General features: G+C 50.7%; 15 protein-coding genes and 1 riboswitch. Of the genes, 4 read left to right on the top strand and 11 right to left on the bottom strand.

The window, feature by feature from the left end; translation table 11 throughout:
* Positions 1–78 precede the first annotated feature (78 nt).
* From BN3795_RS08090 to BN3795_RS08065, 6 genes are all read right to left on the bottom strand, one after another.
* Entirely contained in the window at positions 79–831 is a 753-nt protein-coding gene (locus BN3795_RS08090; protein ID WP_068784201.1) for an amino acid ABC transporter ATP-binding protein, read from the bottom strand.
* Positions 832–1593: an amino acid ABC transporter permease gene (locus BN3795_RS08085; RefSeq protein ID WP_232729882.1), complete on the bottom strand. Its 762-nt coding sequence runs from the start codon at positions 1591–1593 to the stop codon at positions 832–834.
* A gap of 42 nt (positions 1594–1635) precedes the next feature.
* A complete protein-coding gene (locus tag BN3795_RS08080) occupies positions 1636–2970 on the bottom strand; it encodes a CapA family protein (protein WP_068784200.1) in 1335 nt (444 codons plus the stop codon).
* A gap of 15 nt (positions 2971–2985) precedes the next feature.
* Positions 2986–3831: a transporter substrate-binding domain-containing protein gene (locus BN3795_RS08075; RefSeq protein ID WP_068784199.1), complete on the bottom strand. Its 846-nt coding sequence runs from the start codon at positions 3829–3831 to the stop codon at positions 2986–2988.
* Between the two features lie 263 nt (positions 3832–4094).
* Positions 4095–4859, bottom strand: coding sequence for an SDR family oxidoreductase (locus tag BN3795_RS08070; protein ID WP_068784198.1), 765 nt, complete (start codon positions 4857–4859; stop codon positions 4095–4097).
* Positions 4856–5230, bottom strand: a complete 375-nt coding sequence (locus tag BN3795_RS08065) for a MerR family transcriptional regulator (protein WP_068784197.1) — start codon at positions 5228–5230, stop codon at positions 4856–4858. The genes BN3795_RS08070 and BN3795_RS08065 overlap by 4 nt, the downstream gene beginning before the upstream one ends.
* Before the next feature lie 159 nt (positions 5231–5389).
* On the opposite strand from BN3795_RS08065, the gene BN3795_RS08060 reads away from it, so the two are divergent.
* Together BN3795_RS08060 and BN3795_RS08055 are read left to right on the top strand one after the other, a co-directional pair.
* A complete protein-coding gene (locus BN3795_RS08060) occupies positions 5390–6115 on the top strand; it encodes a 3-ketoacyl-ACP reductase (RefSeq protein ID WP_068784196.1) in 726 nt (241 codons plus the stop codon).
* A gap of 101 nt (positions 6116–6216) precedes the next feature.
* Positions 6217–6294: riboswitch (glycine riboswitch) on the top strand.
* A 155-nt stretch (positions 6295–6449) separates the two neighbouring features.
* A complete protein-coding gene (locus tag BN3795_RS08055; protein ID WP_068784195.1) occupies positions 6450–7829 on the top strand; it encodes an amino acid permease in 1380 nt (459 codons plus the stop codon).
* Positions 7830–7893: 64 nt separating this feature from the next.
* Here the strand turns inward: BN3795_RS08055 and BN3795_RS08050 are convergent, their stop codons facing one another.
* From BN3795_RS08050 to BN3795_RS08040, 3 genes are read right to left on the bottom strand one after another with little or no spacing between them, the layout of a single operon-like run.
* Positions 7894–8679: a DUF817 domain-containing protein gene (locus BN3795_RS08050; RefSeq protein ID WP_068784194.1), complete on the bottom strand. Its 786-nt coding sequence runs from the start codon at positions 8677–8679 to the stop codon at positions 7894–7896.
* Positions 8680–8707: 28 nt separating this feature from the next.
* Entirely contained in the window at positions 8708–8920 is a 213-nt protein-coding gene (locus tag BN3795_RS08045) for a helix-turn-helix domain-containing protein (RefSeq protein WP_068784193.1), read from the bottom strand.
* A 13-nt stretch (positions 8921–8933) separates the two neighbouring features.
* Positions 8934–9416, bottom strand: a complete 483-nt coding sequence (locus tag BN3795_RS08040; RefSeq protein ID WP_068784192.1) for a DUF2975 domain-containing protein — start codon at positions 9414–9416, stop codon at positions 8934–8936.
* Positions 9417–9751: 335 nt separating this feature from the next.
* On the opposite strand from BN3795_RS08040, the gene BN3795_RS08035 reads away from it, so the two are divergent.
* Positions 9752–11260 carry a malate:quinone oxidoreductase gene (locus tag BN3795_RS08035; RefSeq protein WP_068784191.1) on the top strand — a complete coding sequence of 503 codons (1509 nt, stop codon included), beginning with the start codon at positions 9752–9754 and terminating at the stop codon, positions 11258–11260.
* Positions 11261–11322: 62 nt separating this feature from the next.
* Here BN3795_RS08035 and BN3795_RS08030 read toward each other — a convergent pair whose 3' ends face one another.
* Positions 11323–12207, bottom strand: coding sequence for an alpha/beta fold hydrolase (locus BN3795_RS08030; protein ID WP_068784323.1), 885 nt, complete (start codon positions 12205–12207; stop codon positions 11323–11325).
* A gap of 154 nt (positions 12208–12361) precedes the next feature.
* Here BN3795_RS08030 and BN3795_RS08025 point away from each other — a divergent pair, with 154 nt between their 5' ends.
* On the top strand, positions 12362–13087 hold the full coding sequence (locus tag BN3795_RS08025) for a MerR family DNA-binding transcriptional regulator (RefSeq protein ID WP_068784190.1): 726 nt from the start codon (positions 12362–12364) through the stop codon (positions 13085–13087).
* A gap of 41 nt (positions 13088–13128) precedes the next feature.
* On the opposite strand, the gene BN3795_RS08020 is transcribed toward BN3795_RS08025, so the two are convergent.
* Positions 13129–14418: an NCS2 family permease gene (locus BN3795_RS08020; RefSeq protein ID WP_068784189.1), complete on the bottom strand. Its 1290-nt coding sequence runs from the start codon at positions 14416–14418 to the stop codon at positions 13129–13131.
* Positions 14419–14426: the final 8 nt, after the last annotated feature.

Genomic DNA, 14426 nt, shown 5'->3' with positions numbered 1-14426 from the left:
TTCCAAAAGTATAGGGGAAGAGTGAAGGGCGCCTTTTTAAGGCGCCCATTTAGGCTCAAGTATGGCGTTTGTTGAAGATCAAGCACCACTTACTTTTGTGCGGAAATAATTTTGCAGGAATTCCTTAGCTCTTTGTGTTTTAGGGTGGTTAAACACCTCATCCGGAGTGCCTTCCTCAATAATTTTCCCCTTGTCCAAAAAAAGCACCTTGTTGGCCACTTCATATACAAAATTCATCTCGTGTGAAACGAGAATCATCGTTTGGCCGCTTGCTGCTGTCCGTTTAATGGTTTGCAGCACCTCTCCCACCAGTTCAGGATCAAGCGCGGAGGTCGGTTCATCCACCAATAACAGCTTGGGCTTCATGGCAAGTGCACGGGCAATTCCGACACGCTGTTGCTGGCCCCCGGATAAATGCTTTGGATAATAATGAGCACGTTCGGAAAGGCCCACTAGTTGCAGCTGTTCTTCGGCAATTTTATTGGCTTCACTATCGCTCATTTTTTTGACGATTTTCAATCCTTCTTTTACATTTTCCAGTGCGGTTCGATGCTGAAAAAGGTTGAATTGCTGGAAAACCATCGCCGTTTGCTGCCGAAGCTCCAAGCGCTGCTTGTTCGTAATTGTGCTGAAATCAACCTTAAACCCCTCCAGATCAAGCTCGCCTTTATCCGCAGTTTCCAGGCAGTTCAAGGAACGCAAAAAGGTGGATTTCCCGGCCCCTGACGAACCGATCAGCGCCACTACATCTCCCTTTTCAATCTCAACCGATAAATCGTCCAGGATTAAATTGTGATGAAAGGATTTGGACAAATGACTTACCTTGATCATTTAAATCTCCCTCCTTCCAAATGAAAACAAACCACCCCGGATCGAGTTTCTTTGGCCCGGCTCCGGAATCGAAAATCTTTTTTCCAGATAGCGAAGCACTTGTTCGATGATAATCGTCAGTACCCAATAAATGATGGCCAGGGCAAGATAGACCTCGAAGAACCGGAAATTACTTCCGGAAATAATTTTTCCTTGTGCCGTCATTTCGATAACCCCTGCTACAAACGCCAATGAAGTTCCTTTCAACAAACCGATCAATGCATTTCCAAGCGGCGGAATGGCGACGACAAGCGCTTCGGGAAGAATCACTCTTCTCAAGACTTGAAAATAGGTCATGCCCAGCGATTCGGCAGCTTCAATTTGTCCTTTGTTCACCGATTGCAGAGCTGCGCGGATCGTTTCCGAATTGTAAGCTGCCTCATTGAACGCGAAGGTAACCAGAACAAAAAGCATCGCGGGCACGGCATTAATATTATAGCTTGTCCCATACTGCTCATTAATAAATTTTAAAAGAAGCGGAATCCCGTTATAGGTCAAATAAAGCTGTACAATCATGGGCGTACCCCGTATAAACGAGATAAAAACCGTAACAATCTGACTGAGAACAGGAACTTTTTTTATCCGAATAACCGCGAGTATTAAACCCATAAGAAGACCGGCAACCATTGAAATAAAAGTTATTTCCAGGCTCACAGGAAGAAACTTCAGCAGGCTGGGAATCGCTGAGAAAACCGCTTCGATATCAAAAATCTTTGCCATCATGCTTTGCATTCCTTCCACGTTCATTTTTACAGCAGAAAAAAATTATTCCAATCCTTTCACCGTTAACAGCTCGCCTTCATAAACAATTTCCGTGTTGTAGCGTTCTTTGCTAATGGCGTTCAGCCGTTGAACCAGTGACGCAGCGGCTTCTTCTGACGCCAAGACGGGTAAACCGCGTTTGGTCACGGTTGGATGGGTGAGCCTGAGATCAATCGGAATCAACTCGTAGTTAAAACGCCGCTCCTCAACGCTAATATCAAATGAAACCAAAAAATTTTCGGAAAATTTCCGATCACTATAGAAGCCCTGCCAGTTTCCTTCGCTGTCTTTGGTTCTGTTTTTATGCAGGGTAGACGGAACTTCGTTTTCGGCATAACCATAGGCGGCGAACATTTCCGGAGAAATAATGGACTCCCCTGCTTCAAATTCCATAAACAGACTTCCTATATTATAGAATATCGGTTGACCATGGTAGAGTTCCACGCCTCTGGTAAAGTGCGCCCCGTGTCCGAAAACGCAGCTCGCCCCTGCATCAATAGCATGATGAGCAAAGGTTTCAATAAACTCAGCGGGGTAATCCGAATACCAGTCTTCATTCTCCCCTTCATGGGTGTGCAGATTTACAAAAACAAAGTCACTGCGTTCCTTGGCATCTTGAATAGAGCGAAGAATTTCCTGCTGATCCCCTTCGTGTGCTGTGGTTTTGACACGTGGGTGATCTCCTCTTTCAAAAGTCAGATACCCTTCAAACAGTGAGCCAAATTCATAATGATTATCTGATTTGCTTTTAAAGGTTTCGATTCTTTTTCCTTCCGCCATGCTGGATGCAATGCCAATCCGCTCACTAATCTCCTTCAAGGTTTCAAAATCCTGATCATTAACGACATACGTACGCGACCAACGGAGCGGATTTACCCCCGGACGCGCCGGAACCCCGTTTCCAGGGTTCGATGCGGCAAATACCTCACTTCTTGTAACGTCGATGGTAATGATCGCAATCCGCCCATCCGGAGTATCAATAAACGCCGGTTTACGGGCATCATGCAGGCTTAGTCCCACTCCCAGGGGGATTAAGCCACGGCTTTCCGCCTCTTCGATGGTGTCAACCATGCCCTCAATACCATAATCACCCGTATGATTATTCGCAAAGCTGACATAGCGGATATTAAGATTTGCGAATTCGTCCAACGCCTTCGGACGCACGCTGGTTTGGTATCCTCTTCCGGAGGCTGGGGCCGTGTTTTTTCTGGGTGTCACAAACTCCGCATTGGTAAACACTTCATCCGCTCCATGTAAAAGAGCAAGAAGATTCGGATCCATCGTCTTATATAAATTGCTGCTGGAAAACAGCGCATCTCCCGTGACTAAAAATTTCATCGAATCCCCCTTACCTTATCCTTCAATTAACTCTTTCTTTGGCAAGTAATTTCCGCCCAACTGCTCTTCACTGATTTTCAATAAAGTTCCATCTTCATAAATTTCCTTGATTCGCTTATTTACTGCATCTAGCAAACTGCTGTCTGTGGATTTGGGAAATAGAATATAGGAGCCCGGATCGCTATTTTCTATAGAAAACGGAACAATTTTCAGATTGGTAAAACCATGTTCCTTGATCGCTTTTTCCGCCGAGACGCGGGAAATAATACGGACATCATATTTTCCTGCTTCAATGCCTTCAAACTGTTTCACAAAATTTTCATCCGTATAGAGAATTTCGGCTTTAGCATTCGGATGTTCATTATTATAGTTCTCAAGAAGCGTCGCGCCTGAGTTGCCTACTTCGGTTACTGCTTTATAACCGGCCAAATCATTAATAGATTTGAGTTTTTCATCATCCTTACGGACAACAAACACATTGGCGTTTTCAATAATTGGCAGAGAAAAATTGTATTTTTCACGTCTTTCCGCGTTGGAGCTGAAATTGTTCACTCCCAGCTGGAAGCGTCCATTATCCAGTCCATTTAAAATCCCTTCAAATTCAATGACCTGTATATCCAGTTTATATTGAGGAAGACCTTCAAAAATGGCCCGGAGGACTTCAACATCATATCCCGTAAGCTTGCCGTCCTTATCATAGCTGAATGGATTGCTGACCCCACTGGTAGAGGCAACCACCGTTGTCTGTTTCGATTCTTTGTCTGGTTGTGAGGCATTCTCCTCCGCAGCTTTACTTCCGCATCCGGCAATCACCACTGGCAACATTAACGCAAATATTCCTATTAAAAAACGCTTTTTCATTTTAATGATCTCCCCTCGTATAAAACGGAAAATTTCGTATAGCGCATATAACATATGGATTTAGTTTGAAATACATTATGGCATGGGCTGTATACAGTGTCAAGGTTAGACTAATCGATTGGCGCTCGAGGGGCAACCGGAACAGGCGCACAAATAGGTGCGGTACTGGGCCGAGAAAACTGCATGGCTTCGGGTAGAAAGGGGGACCCAAAAGTCATCCGAGATGACAGCGGAGCCCCCCTGCTTCTTTTTACGTATTCCCCTCATGACTCAATAGAATCTTTCGTGGCTTGATACAGCTTCTCCGTATACTCGTCGATTTCGTCCCGGGACATGCGCAGGCGCGCTGCTGAGGAACCGTACCCGATTTCCTTCTTGCCCTCGGCCAACTCCTTGAAAATTCCGTCCGCGAAGGCGTCCAGCGGCTCTCCGTGCGTATGCAGCCCGGAACCTCCCAGATCCGTGTTCACCGCCGGCGGGGCGATCTCAATCACATCAACCGAGGTGCCGGATAATTGATGTCTTAAGCTCATGGTGAAGGAGTGAAGCGCCGCTTTGGTTGCCGAATATACCGGGGCAATCGCAAAGGGGGTAAATGCCAGGCCGGAGGTGACGTTCAGAATGGCCGCCGGTTCTTTTTGTGCAAAATAAGGGGCAAACAACATGGACAAATGGACAGGCGCCTCAATATTCGTGGCAATCTCCTTGCTGTAGTCATGCCAGCGGTCTCTGGCGTCCGCTTTGAGCAGGTTATAGCGCAGCTGGATGCCGGCATTATTGACCAGCACATTCACGTCCGGATAGTTTGTCGTCACCCAATCGAACAACGCCAGGCGCTCACGTTCCACCTCCAAGTCGCATACCCGGGGGATTAAGCCCGGGACTTGTTCTCGAGCTTGCTGAAGTACGCTCTCCCGTCGGCCGCAGACGATGACGGTATTTCCGGCCTGCGCAAATCTTTCGGCAATTGCCAGCCCAATTCCCGAGCCGCCGCCGGTAATCAATATCGTATTTCCTGAAAGATTCATGTTCTTTCCTCCTCGAGTTGTTTATGATAACGTTTGATCTTCTCCTCAATCTCTTGCAGGTGCTCCTTCATTAACTCCATCTCGTCCAACACGTTCTGCTTATGCTTCACCAGCATGTCGAGCCGGTTCTCGATCGAGGTATCGCCCTCGACGACCCATTCCATATATTGCTTAATGCCGCTGATGGGCATATTGGTGGTCTTCAGGCAAATCACGATTTGAAGCAGCGCCAATTGACGTTCCGAAAATAATCTTCTGCCGGCTTCGTCCCGTTCGATGAACGGGAGCAGTCCTTTTTTCTCATAATAACGCAAAGTGGATTCCGGAATATGGTACTTGGCTGATGCTTCGCCAATGGTATAGTACTTCACGTTGGAGGCCCCCCAACCTAAGGCTTCTTGTCGACATGACTATGATACGACTTAAACCATGGTTTAAGTCAACGGGTTTCTTGGCATTTACGTCAGCCGGTCCGGTTACGGTATAATAAGGGAGGAGTGAAAGACCACAATAGAGAGGGGCTTACTGAAATGGCACAATCTTTAACAGGCAAAGTCGCGATCATTACCGGGGCAGCAAGAGGAATCGGAAAAGCAACGGCCGCGGCATTAGCCAAAGAAGGCGTAAACGTAGGTTTGATCGCAAGAACGGAGTCCACGTTGAAAGAGGTGGCAGCCGAGTTGCAGGGACGGGGAGTCAAGGTCGCTTATGCGGCCGCGGATATCGCCTCGAAGGAACAAGTGGAGACTGCAGTTGAAACGTTGAAGCAAGAGCTGGGTCCGGCAGATATTTTGATTAATAACGCGGGGATTGCCACATTCGGAACGGTGCTGGAGATGGATCCGGCCGAATGGAAGAGCATTCTGGATACGAACGTACTGGGTACCTATTATGTCACCCGTGCGGTATTGCCTCAACTGGTCGAGAAAAATAGCGGAGACATCATCAATATCTCCTCGACGAACGGCCTGAACGGGGCAGCGACCTCGAGCGCCTACAGCGCCTCGAAATTCGCCGTGATCGGATTTACGGAGTCGCTCGCCCAAGAGGTGCGCCGCAATAACATCCGGGTCTCGGCGTTAACCCCGAGTACGGTGGCCACCGATCTGGCGCTGGACTTGAACCTGATCAAGGACAACAACGAATCGAAATTCATTCAAGCGGAAGATTTGGCGGAGTTCATCGTGAACCAATTGAAACTCAGCCAACGCGTGTATGTGAAGACGGCCAGCTTTATTGCGACCAATCCGTTCTGAGACGGGGTAACACAGGTTATTGACAAAGCATTTGTCAGGGAGTAGTATTTGAAAAAATCGAATATTCGCAAGCTATGATGGCTATGGATCACACTATAGCCGGAGCAGCTTCTGGAGAGACCGCGATTCCGCGGCGCCGAAGGGTTCACAATCTCAGGCAAAAGGACAGAAGAGTCTAAATACGTTGATTTGGCAGGCGATTCGCCTAGTATGCCAAGTCCTATTTATTCTTTTACGTTCCGGAGATTGGAGGGCATCCAGTCTCCTTTTTTTTACGCTTACTTTGTTCATTATTTCACATGAGGAAGCTCATAATTTTAAGGGGGAATCAGGTATGGCACAACAGGAATTAAAGAGGGATTTAGCGAATCGGCATGTTCAGCTGATCGCCATCGGCGGTACGATTGGGACGGGATTGTTCCTTGGTTCGGGCAAAGCGATTCAACTGGCCGGGCCGTCGATCATTTTTGCTTATTTCCTTGTGGGGATCGCCGTGTTCTTTGTGATGCGTGCGCTGGGAGAGCTGCTGTTGTCCAAAGCCGGCTATCAATCGTTTACGGACATTGCCGAAGACTATCTGGGGCCGCGGGCCGCGTTCGTTACCGGATGGACCTATTGGTTTTGCTGGATCATGACGGCCATGGCCGATGTGATTGCGGTAGGGGTCTACGTTCAGTATTGGTTCGATATCCCGCAATGGGTTCCGGCGGTCGTCTGCTTGATCATTCTGCTGGGACTTAACCTGTTGACGGTGAAAAACTTCGGCGAATTGGAATTTTGGTTTGCCTTAATCAAAGTCGTCACGATTCTCGTCTTGATCGCCCTTGGCGTCGTTTTGCTGGTCATCGGATTCAAGACGGATGCGGGGACCGTGACGGCGAAGAACATATGGGGACATGGCGGCCTCTTTCCCAACGGAATCCAAGGGTTCCTGCTCTCCTTCCAAATGGTCGTGTTCGCCTATGTCGGCGTGGAGCTGGTAGGGGTGTCGGCGGCAGAAACGTCCAATCCGGAGAAAAATATCCCGTCGGCCATTAATAAAATTCCGCTGCGCATTTTATTCTTCTACGTTGGCGCCTTGATCGCCCTCTTATGCATTAACCCCTGGACGGGGCTGACTCCGGCGGAGAGCCCGTTCGTGAAGACGTTTAGTCTGGTCGGCATTCCGATTGCCGCGGGGATCATTAACTTCGTCGTCTTGACTTCGGCCGCATCCGCTTGTAACAGTGGGATGTTCTCGACCAGCCGGATCCTCTATAACTTAAGTAAGAACAAGCAGGCTCCCTCCGGGATGGCGAAATTGAACAAAAACCATGTGCCCGGCAACGCGCTGTTGATATCCACGCTGGTGATCTCCGTAGGGGCGCTGTTAAGCAAGCTGATTCCGGGGCAAGCCTTCGGCATCGTGACGACGATTAGCGCCATCTGCTTTATTTGGGTGTGGGGCGTGGTGCTCGTGTGCCATATTCGTTATCAGCGTACGGGGCCGGAGCTGCGGGCCAAGTCGACTTTTAAGGCTCCGTTTACGCCGTTTGTCAATTATGCGGTCCTCGTGATGTTTGCGGCCATTTTGCTGATCATGCTGTTTGCGGAGGAGACCCGTCCGGCCCTGTTGCTGACACCGCTGTGGTTCATTCTCCTGTTCGGATTGCATGCGATAAGAAAACGCAAGGAGAAGGCAACTCACGCCCCTCTTGAGCAGACCCATCTCTAATGTCGGTCCCACCTTGGTGAAGAAGAGTTAAAGGGAAGAGGCCATCCGGCAGGATGGCCTCTTGCTAGGTTCTCCGCCCTTTGACCCGCTTCAGCGCGGCGACGATCAGGAAGCTGATGATGACGAGCAGCAGCCAGGAGCTGATCTTGCCAAGATGAACGAGGTGCCAGCCGTCGGATTGATTCGGGTACCTCCAGGCACTGAAGAACGTGGCCACATTCTCCGCGATCCAGATGAAGAAGCCGATCAGCACAAAGGAGAGGGATAACGGCATCCGGTAGGGCTTGCCGCCGACCTCATAGGTGACCCAAGTTCGCCAGAAGACGATCAGCACCAGTGCCGACAGCCACCACCGAACATCGATCCAATAATGATGAGTGAAGAAATTCAGGTAAATGGAGGCGGCCAGCGGGACGACCAGCCAGAGCGGGGGAAAGCCAACCAGATCCACCTTCAGCCGTCTCCAGGCCTGGCACAGGTAACTGGCCACACTGGCGTACATAAATCCGCTGTAGAGCGGGACGCCGTTCACTTTCGTCCAGCCTTCCTCCGGATAGGACCAGGACCCCATATGAACCTTGAACAGCTCCAGCGCCAAGCCGATCAAGTGGAAGACCGTGATCACCTTCAGTTCGTCGCGGGTCTCCAATCCCGAGCGCACCATCCAGACCTGCATGGCGAGGCAGATCAGCAGCAGCCAATCGTAGCGGGGGAGCCAAGGCAACGGGATGAACTGCGTTAATGCCAGCGAGGCAAAGATCACTACCGGGAATACGCAGGATAGCGCTTGCTGCCAGCCGAAACGAACCAACTGCCGAAAGGCCTGCTCGAAGCGTTCGCCTTGACGCATCACCCCTTTGTCTGCATACCGACTCAGGCTACTCCTCATCGTTCCGATACTCCATGAGATCTCCGGGCTGACAGTCCAGCGCCTTGCAAATCGCCTCCAAGGTGGAGAATCGAATCGCCTTGGCCTTCCCGTTTTTTAGAACGGACAGGTTGGCCATGGTAATGCCGACCTTCTCCGAGAGCTCCGTGACACTCATCTTCCGCTTTGCCAGCATGACGTCGATATTGATAACTATGGCCATGGATTCTCTCACCTCAGATCGTTAAATCGTTTTCCGATTTGATGTCGATCGCATTTCTCAAGAGCCTCTGAAGCACGGCCGCAAAGACGGCAATGACCAGAGAAGCGAAGCAGATGACCAGTCCGAGGGCGGCAAGTCCCGGGGCATCGTCCTTCTCCGCGATGAGGAACAGGATCGGCAGGATAACCGCATATAAAATACAGATGGCGACCGCGCAATTTCGAATGCTCTTCAGGGCCTTCACCGAGGCCTCGGAGAAAGCCGTATTGTTATCGATATAACCTAACAGCTTCAACGTCTGATACAGCGCATAGAAGAACGGAATAGCCGAAGCATACATGGGAATGAGCAAGGTCAGGTAGAGATAGGGGGGATAATACTCGATCAACTCCTTGGCTATGGCAGGTACCCCTAGCGCACAGACGGCAAGGATCGCGATCCCCATCAGAAATACGACGCCCCTTAAGAATAGGGTAGAGCTTTGTTCACGTTTCATCTCAACATAGCACCTCGCGTGGGATTAGTGTCGAAGTTAATTTACCATGTTTTTTATCGATAATCAATAAATATTTATTAATAAATGAGATGTATATATCGAAAAAGGGTAATTTCAGCGGGCATACCCGATAAGTTCTTTTTGGATGGCTTAAAAAAATCAATTATTAATATCTAAGAAATTAATATTTCAATCCCTCAGTATTGTTGATACACTTAAATCAAATCAATCTTTACGGAAAAGATGTGGGCCGGCTCGTCTCGAGACTCGAAGCGAGATCAATTCGAGAGCGCTTACATCCTTTCAGCAAAATAAGGGTATAAGGGACGGTAAACATGAATCACGGACAAACAAGTACAGACGTTATTTTGATTGGTGCCGGAATTATGAGTGCGACGTTGGGAACCCTGCTGAAAGAATTGGCGCCGGACTGGAACATTACGGTGTTTGAACAACTTGCCCGGGCAGGGGAGGAAAGCTCAAACGAATGGAATAATGCGGGAACGGGTCATGCCGCCTTGTGTGAATTGAATTATACGACCGAGCGGCCGGACGGAACCGTCGATATTAGCAAAGCGATCAAAGTGAATGAACAGTTCCAGATTTCCAGGCAGTTCTGGTCCTATCTGGTCCAGCGCCAGCTGATTCGAAATCCGCAGGATTTCATCATGCCGCTGCCTCATATGAGCTATGTGCGCGGGGAGCAGAATGTCGAATTTCTGAGAAGACGTTATGAGGCGTTGTCCGCGCATCCTTTGTTCCAGGGGATGGAGTTCTCCGACGATCCGGGGCAACTGAGAGAATGGGTTCCGTTGATGATGAAGGAACGGAAGAACTACGAGCCGATCGCGGCAACGAAGATCGATACGGGGACGGACGTGAATTTCGGGACCCTGACGCGGATGCTGCTGGATCATTTGAAGGAACAGCAGGTGGATATCCGCTACAAGCATAGCGTGAAGAAGTTGAAGCGGACGCCGGACGGATTGTGGGAATTAATCGTGAAGGACCTGAGCAGCGGCGTTACGCAGCGCCATACGGCCAAGTTTGTCTTCATCGGCGCCGGCGGCGGCAGCTTGCACCTGCTGCAGAAATCCGGCATCCCGGAAGGGAAGCGGATCGGCGGCTTCCCCGTCAGCGGACTGTTTATGGTATGCAACAATCCGGAAGTCGTCGAGCAGCACCATGCCAAAGTCTATGGCAAAGCATCGGTTGGGGCTCCGCCAATGTCGGTTCCGCATCTGGACACCCGGTTTATCGACAATCAGAAGGCGCTGCTGTTCGGGCCGTTTGCCGGCTTTTCGCCGAAGTTCCTGAAGACCGGCTCGATGCTTGATCTCATCACTTCCGTCAAGCCGCATAACCTGCTCACGATGCTCGCGGCGGGAGTGAAAGAGATGTCGTTAACCAAGTATCTGGTTCAGCAACTGATGTTGTCCAAGGAACAACGGATGGAGGAATTGCGGGATTTTGTGCCGGGGGCCAAGAGCGAAGATTGGGATCTGCTCGTCGCCGGCCAGCGCGTACAAGTCATTAAGGATACGGTGGAAGGCGGGAAAGGCACGCTGCAATTCGGCACCGAGGTAGTCAGCGCCGCCGATGGCTCGATTGCCGCCTTGCTGGGCGCTTCCCCGGGGGCTTCGACCGCGGTTCACGTCATGCTGGAGGTCATCGAGAGATGCTTCCCGCAGCAGCTCGAAGCCTGGAAGCCGAAGATCAAAGAGATGATTCCTTCGTACGGATTGACGCTGGCAGAGAACCCGGAACTCTTCCGTACTCTTCATCAGGCCACTGCACAGACGCTTGGATTAACGGAGACCAAGCAAGCCGTTTCGGTATCCTAAATCATCTATCCTAAAACCCCAAAGAGCTAAGCAGCGTAAACCCGCGCTTAGCTCTTTTTTATTTATTTCAACACATTCGCGGCTAACCAAGGCTTCATGAGAGGCAGCACGATTTCGGGCTGCATGGCCTTCGTGTGGTCCATATCTTTCCCCGGTAAAAGCACCACATTCCATCCGAGCTCGCGCAAGGTTTGTTCGTTCTTGCGTAACGTCCCGGCGATATCGATGGTCACGCCCCCAAAATTCTCGCCATACTCGATTCGGTCCGCTTCGCCGGCGAAGGTAAGCTTGGGCAACTGCAATTGGTCTTGTACGGAGGTGTCGTCGAATTCGACTAAGCTTTGGTACAGGGTTAGAAATTGTTTGGATTGCCTTGGATCAAGGGCGACCTGAACCTGATCCCAGTCGAAGGCTTCCGGGCGGTCAAGGTCCTGCATTTGTTCCTGAGGGGAAGGAAATGAGGGCGGCTGCAGCGCCTGTTCATAGGTTTTGGCGGTGACCGTCAACATCTCCCGGTAGGGGCCTTCCAAGGGCGGGAATCCCCCCATGATCAAGCTCTCCAGCCGGCTTGTCCGAATCGCCAGCTGTAAGCCGGCCAGAGCCAGCCAGGAATAGCCGTAATAACTGAACGTCGGGATCCCCATTTCATCGGCGATGTGCAAGAAATCGTGCGCGAGGTACTCCGGAGTCAACAGGTCGGGCTGGGGATGCTGAAATCGGTGCCCCTCATAATCAAAATGCAGGACCTGGAACAGATCGGACAAGCCTTCTACGAAGTGCTTGCCCAACTCGGGATCGACGCCCCACATTTTGAGACTTTCCGCTTCCTGGCCGTATACGGATTTTTTGGCTACAGGCAGCATGATGATTTGGCCGCCGGGTTTCCCGGTGAGGCTGACTTCCAACGTCGAACCGTCAGCTAAGGTGACGGCCTTGGATTGATGCATTCGGATCGCTCCCTTCCATGTGATATCTTCAGCATATAACATTCATGCAAGCTTCCGGTTTGGCGCAGCAAATCCTCGATGGTATGATGGCAGTAACGATATAAGGTTAACGTAGCACTTCAAGGTTTTACTTTAAGCGGAGGGAGTGGGGTTGATGCAAGAAGTTTATACGCCGGCACAAATTGCGGAACGCCTGAACGTAAGCACAACCACGTTAAGGAGATATGAAGAACAAGGGCTGGTCCCGGAGGTTCGGAGAACGGAGAGCAACCATCGAATTTATACGATCGTTCATCTTCGGGCCTTTACCGTGATCCGGTCGTTGCTCGCCGGTTACGACATTCCTGTAGCTTATGAGGTGATGCGAAAAATCAAGCAGGGAAGCGTCACGGAAGCGCTGTGGCTGCTCAACTCTCAATTGTATCGGGTTCAGGAAGAGAAGCAGCGGGTGGAAGAGCTGTTGAACCTGATCCGGCAAGCGGATTTCAGCTCCTACAAGAATCGAAGGCTGACCGATGCGATGACGATCGGGAAGGTGGCTGAGCTGGCGGGGGTGAATCCCTCGGCGATTCGGCATTGGGAGAAGGAGGGGTTGATCACCTCGACGCGGCACCCGGGGAGCGGATATCGGATCTTCTCCGTTTCCGAATTGCGGAAGATCCTGGTGATCAGCAGTTTGCGCCAAACGATTTATTATATCGAGAACCTTCGGGACATTTTGCAGGAGGTAGAGAAGTCCAATTTGTCCAAAATCGATCGTTCCTTCCAGCTTGCTCTTGAGAAGCTCAACCAGAAGCTCGTAAGACAGTATCAAGGCATCGCGGAGCTGATGGCTTATATTCAGTGTCTCTCGGAGTTGGTGAAATCTCTGCAAGGATAACTCAAATAAGGGCACCCGAGAGGGCGCCCTTTGGTTCTCTTCTATAGAACCGACTGCAGCAGAAAGTTGGCCAGGAACAGGAACGAGATGACGAACATAGAGACCGACAGCTGTTCCCGCTTCTTGGAAAACATCTTGAGCAGCGGATACGCGATAAAGCCAAAAGCGATACCGTCAACAATGCTATACGTTAAAGGAATCATCAGAATGACGAGAAACGCGGGAAACGCCTCGGTAAAATCGCTGAAATCGATCTTCGTGATATTCGTCAGCATCAGTCCGCCGATGATGATCAGGATCGGAGCGATGGCAGCGTCCGGGATGATTTTGATCAAGGGCATGAAGAACAGAGAGCCCAGGAACAACAATCCGGTCGTTACCGAGGTTAATCCGGTTCTGCCGCCTGCGGTAATGCCGGCCGCAGTTTCGACCGTCGAGACCGTTGGGCTGGTGCCCAGAAGTCCGCAAGCCGCTGCGGAAATCGATACGGCTTTCAGCGATTTCCCGTTCTTCTCCGGAGCCTGCAGCATGCCGTCGACTTGAGAGTGAACGAGCCCGATATTTTCGAAGACCAATACCAGGACCAGCGAGAAGCTGGCCGTCAAGAACGGAATGCTGGCCATATGGCGGAAATCCGCACTCATCGCGACATTGGCGTAGCTTTGGAAGGAAACCGGCTCTGAGGCGAACGCCCCCAAATCAACGATCCCGAACAACCAGGCAACCAGCGTTCCTGCAATGATGCTGATGAGAAAATTCCCGGGAACCTTCTTCAAGAACAGGAACAGCGTCAGCACCAGATTGAGGATCGAAGCCAGTACCAACGGGGCCGATAAGTCGCCGAGCGCCACAAAGTGGCTGGTGTTTCCGGTGACGATGCCGCTCTTCTGCAGGCCGATAAAGGCGATGAACAGACCGATTCCCACGGAGATAGATTCCTTCAGGGAAGACGGAATGGCCCTGGAGATCAGGGACGACAAGCCCGTAAAGGCGACTACAACGAACAGGATGCCCGCCAGCACCGTTGCGCCTAAGGCTTCCTGGTAGCTGAGCCCCATCGAACCCACAATCGTATAGGTAAACAAGGCGTTGATCCCCATGCCGGGGACAAGAATCAGCGGTGCGTTCGCCACAAACGCAACCAATAAACAGCCGACAAGCGAAGACAGCACGGTGGCCAGGATGCCCGCCTCCAGCGGAATCCCCGCATCCTTCAGGATATTGGCGTTGACGGCGATAATGTACACAATGGAGAAGAAAGAGGTCAATCCTGCAACGAGCTCTTTTCTCACATTCGTTTGGTGTTGCTTAAGCTTAAATACTCCTTTCATGAATCAAT

The sequence above is a fragment of the Paenibacillus phocaeensis genome (genome assembly GCF_900021165.1).
In the GTDB taxonomy this organism is placed as follows: domain Bacteria; phylum Bacillota; class Bacilli; order Paenibacillales; family Paenibacillaceae; genus Fontibacillus; species Fontibacillus phocaensis.
Note: the sequence above shows the minus strand (reverse complement) of the source record. Positions and strands in the feature narration are given on the sequence as shown.

What these genes read in the sequence shown, in the direction of transcription:
- BN3795_RS08075 (WP_068784199.1), bottom strand. Translation starts at nt 3,831, where the DNA reads ATGAAAAAGCGTTTTTTAATAGGAATATTTGCGTTAATGTTGCCAGTG.
- BN3795_RS08055 (WP_068784195.1), top strand. Translation starts at nt 6,450, where the DNA reads ATGGCACAACAGGAATTAAAGAGGGATTTAGCGAATCGGCATGTTCAG.
- BN3795_RS08090 (WP_068784201.1), bottom strand. Translation starts at nt 831, where the DNA reads ATGATCAAGGTAAGTCATTTGTCCAAATCCTTTCATCACAATTTAATC.
- BN3795_RS08060 (WP_068784196.1), top strand. Translation starts at nt 5,390, where the DNA reads ATGGCACAATCTTTAACAGGCAAAGTCGCGATCATTACCGGGGCAGCA.
- BN3795_RS08020 (WP_068784189.1), bottom strand. Translation starts at nt 14,418, where the DNA reads ATGAAAGGAGTATTTAAGCTTAAGCAACACCAAACGAATGTGAGAAAA.
- BN3795_RS08025 (WP_068784190.1), top strand. Translation starts at nt 12,362, where the DNA reads ATGCAAGAAGTTTATACGCCGGCACAAATTGCGGAACGCCTGAACGTA.
- BN3795_RS08040 (WP_068784192.1), bottom strand. Translation starts at nt 9,416, where the DNA reads ATGAAACGTGAACAAAGCTCTACCCTATTCTTAAGGGGCGTCGTATTT.
- BN3795_RS08030 (WP_068784323.1), bottom strand. Translation starts at nt 12,207, where the DNA reads ATGCATCAATCCAAGGCCGTCACCTTAGCTGACGGTTCGACGTTGGAA.
- BN3795_RS08080 (WP_068784200.1), bottom strand. Translation starts at nt 2,970, where the DNA reads ATGAAATTTTTAGTCACGGGAGATGCGCTGTTTTCCAGCAGCAATTTA.
- BN3795_RS08045 (WP_068784193.1), bottom strand. Translation starts at nt 8,920, where the DNA reads ATGGCCATAGTTATCAATATCGACGTCATGCTGGCAAAGCGGAAGATG.
- BN3795_RS08035 (WP_068784191.1), top strand. Translation starts at nt 9,752, where the DNA reads ATGAATCACGGACAAACAAGTACAGACGTTATTTTGATTGGTGCCGGA.
- BN3795_RS08085 (WP_232729882.1), bottom strand. Translation starts at nt 1,593, where the DNA reads ATGATGGCAAAGATTTTTGATATCGAAGCGGTTTTCTCAGCGATTCCC.
- BN3795_RS08050 (WP_068784194.1), bottom strand. Translation starts at nt 8,679, where the DNA reads ATGCGTCAAGGCGAACGCTTCGAGCAGGCCTTTCGGCAGTTGGTTCGT.
- BN3795_RS08070 (WP_068784198.1), bottom strand. Translation starts at nt 4,859, where the DNA reads ATGAATCTTTCAGGAAATACGATATTGATTACCGGCGGCGGCTCGGGA.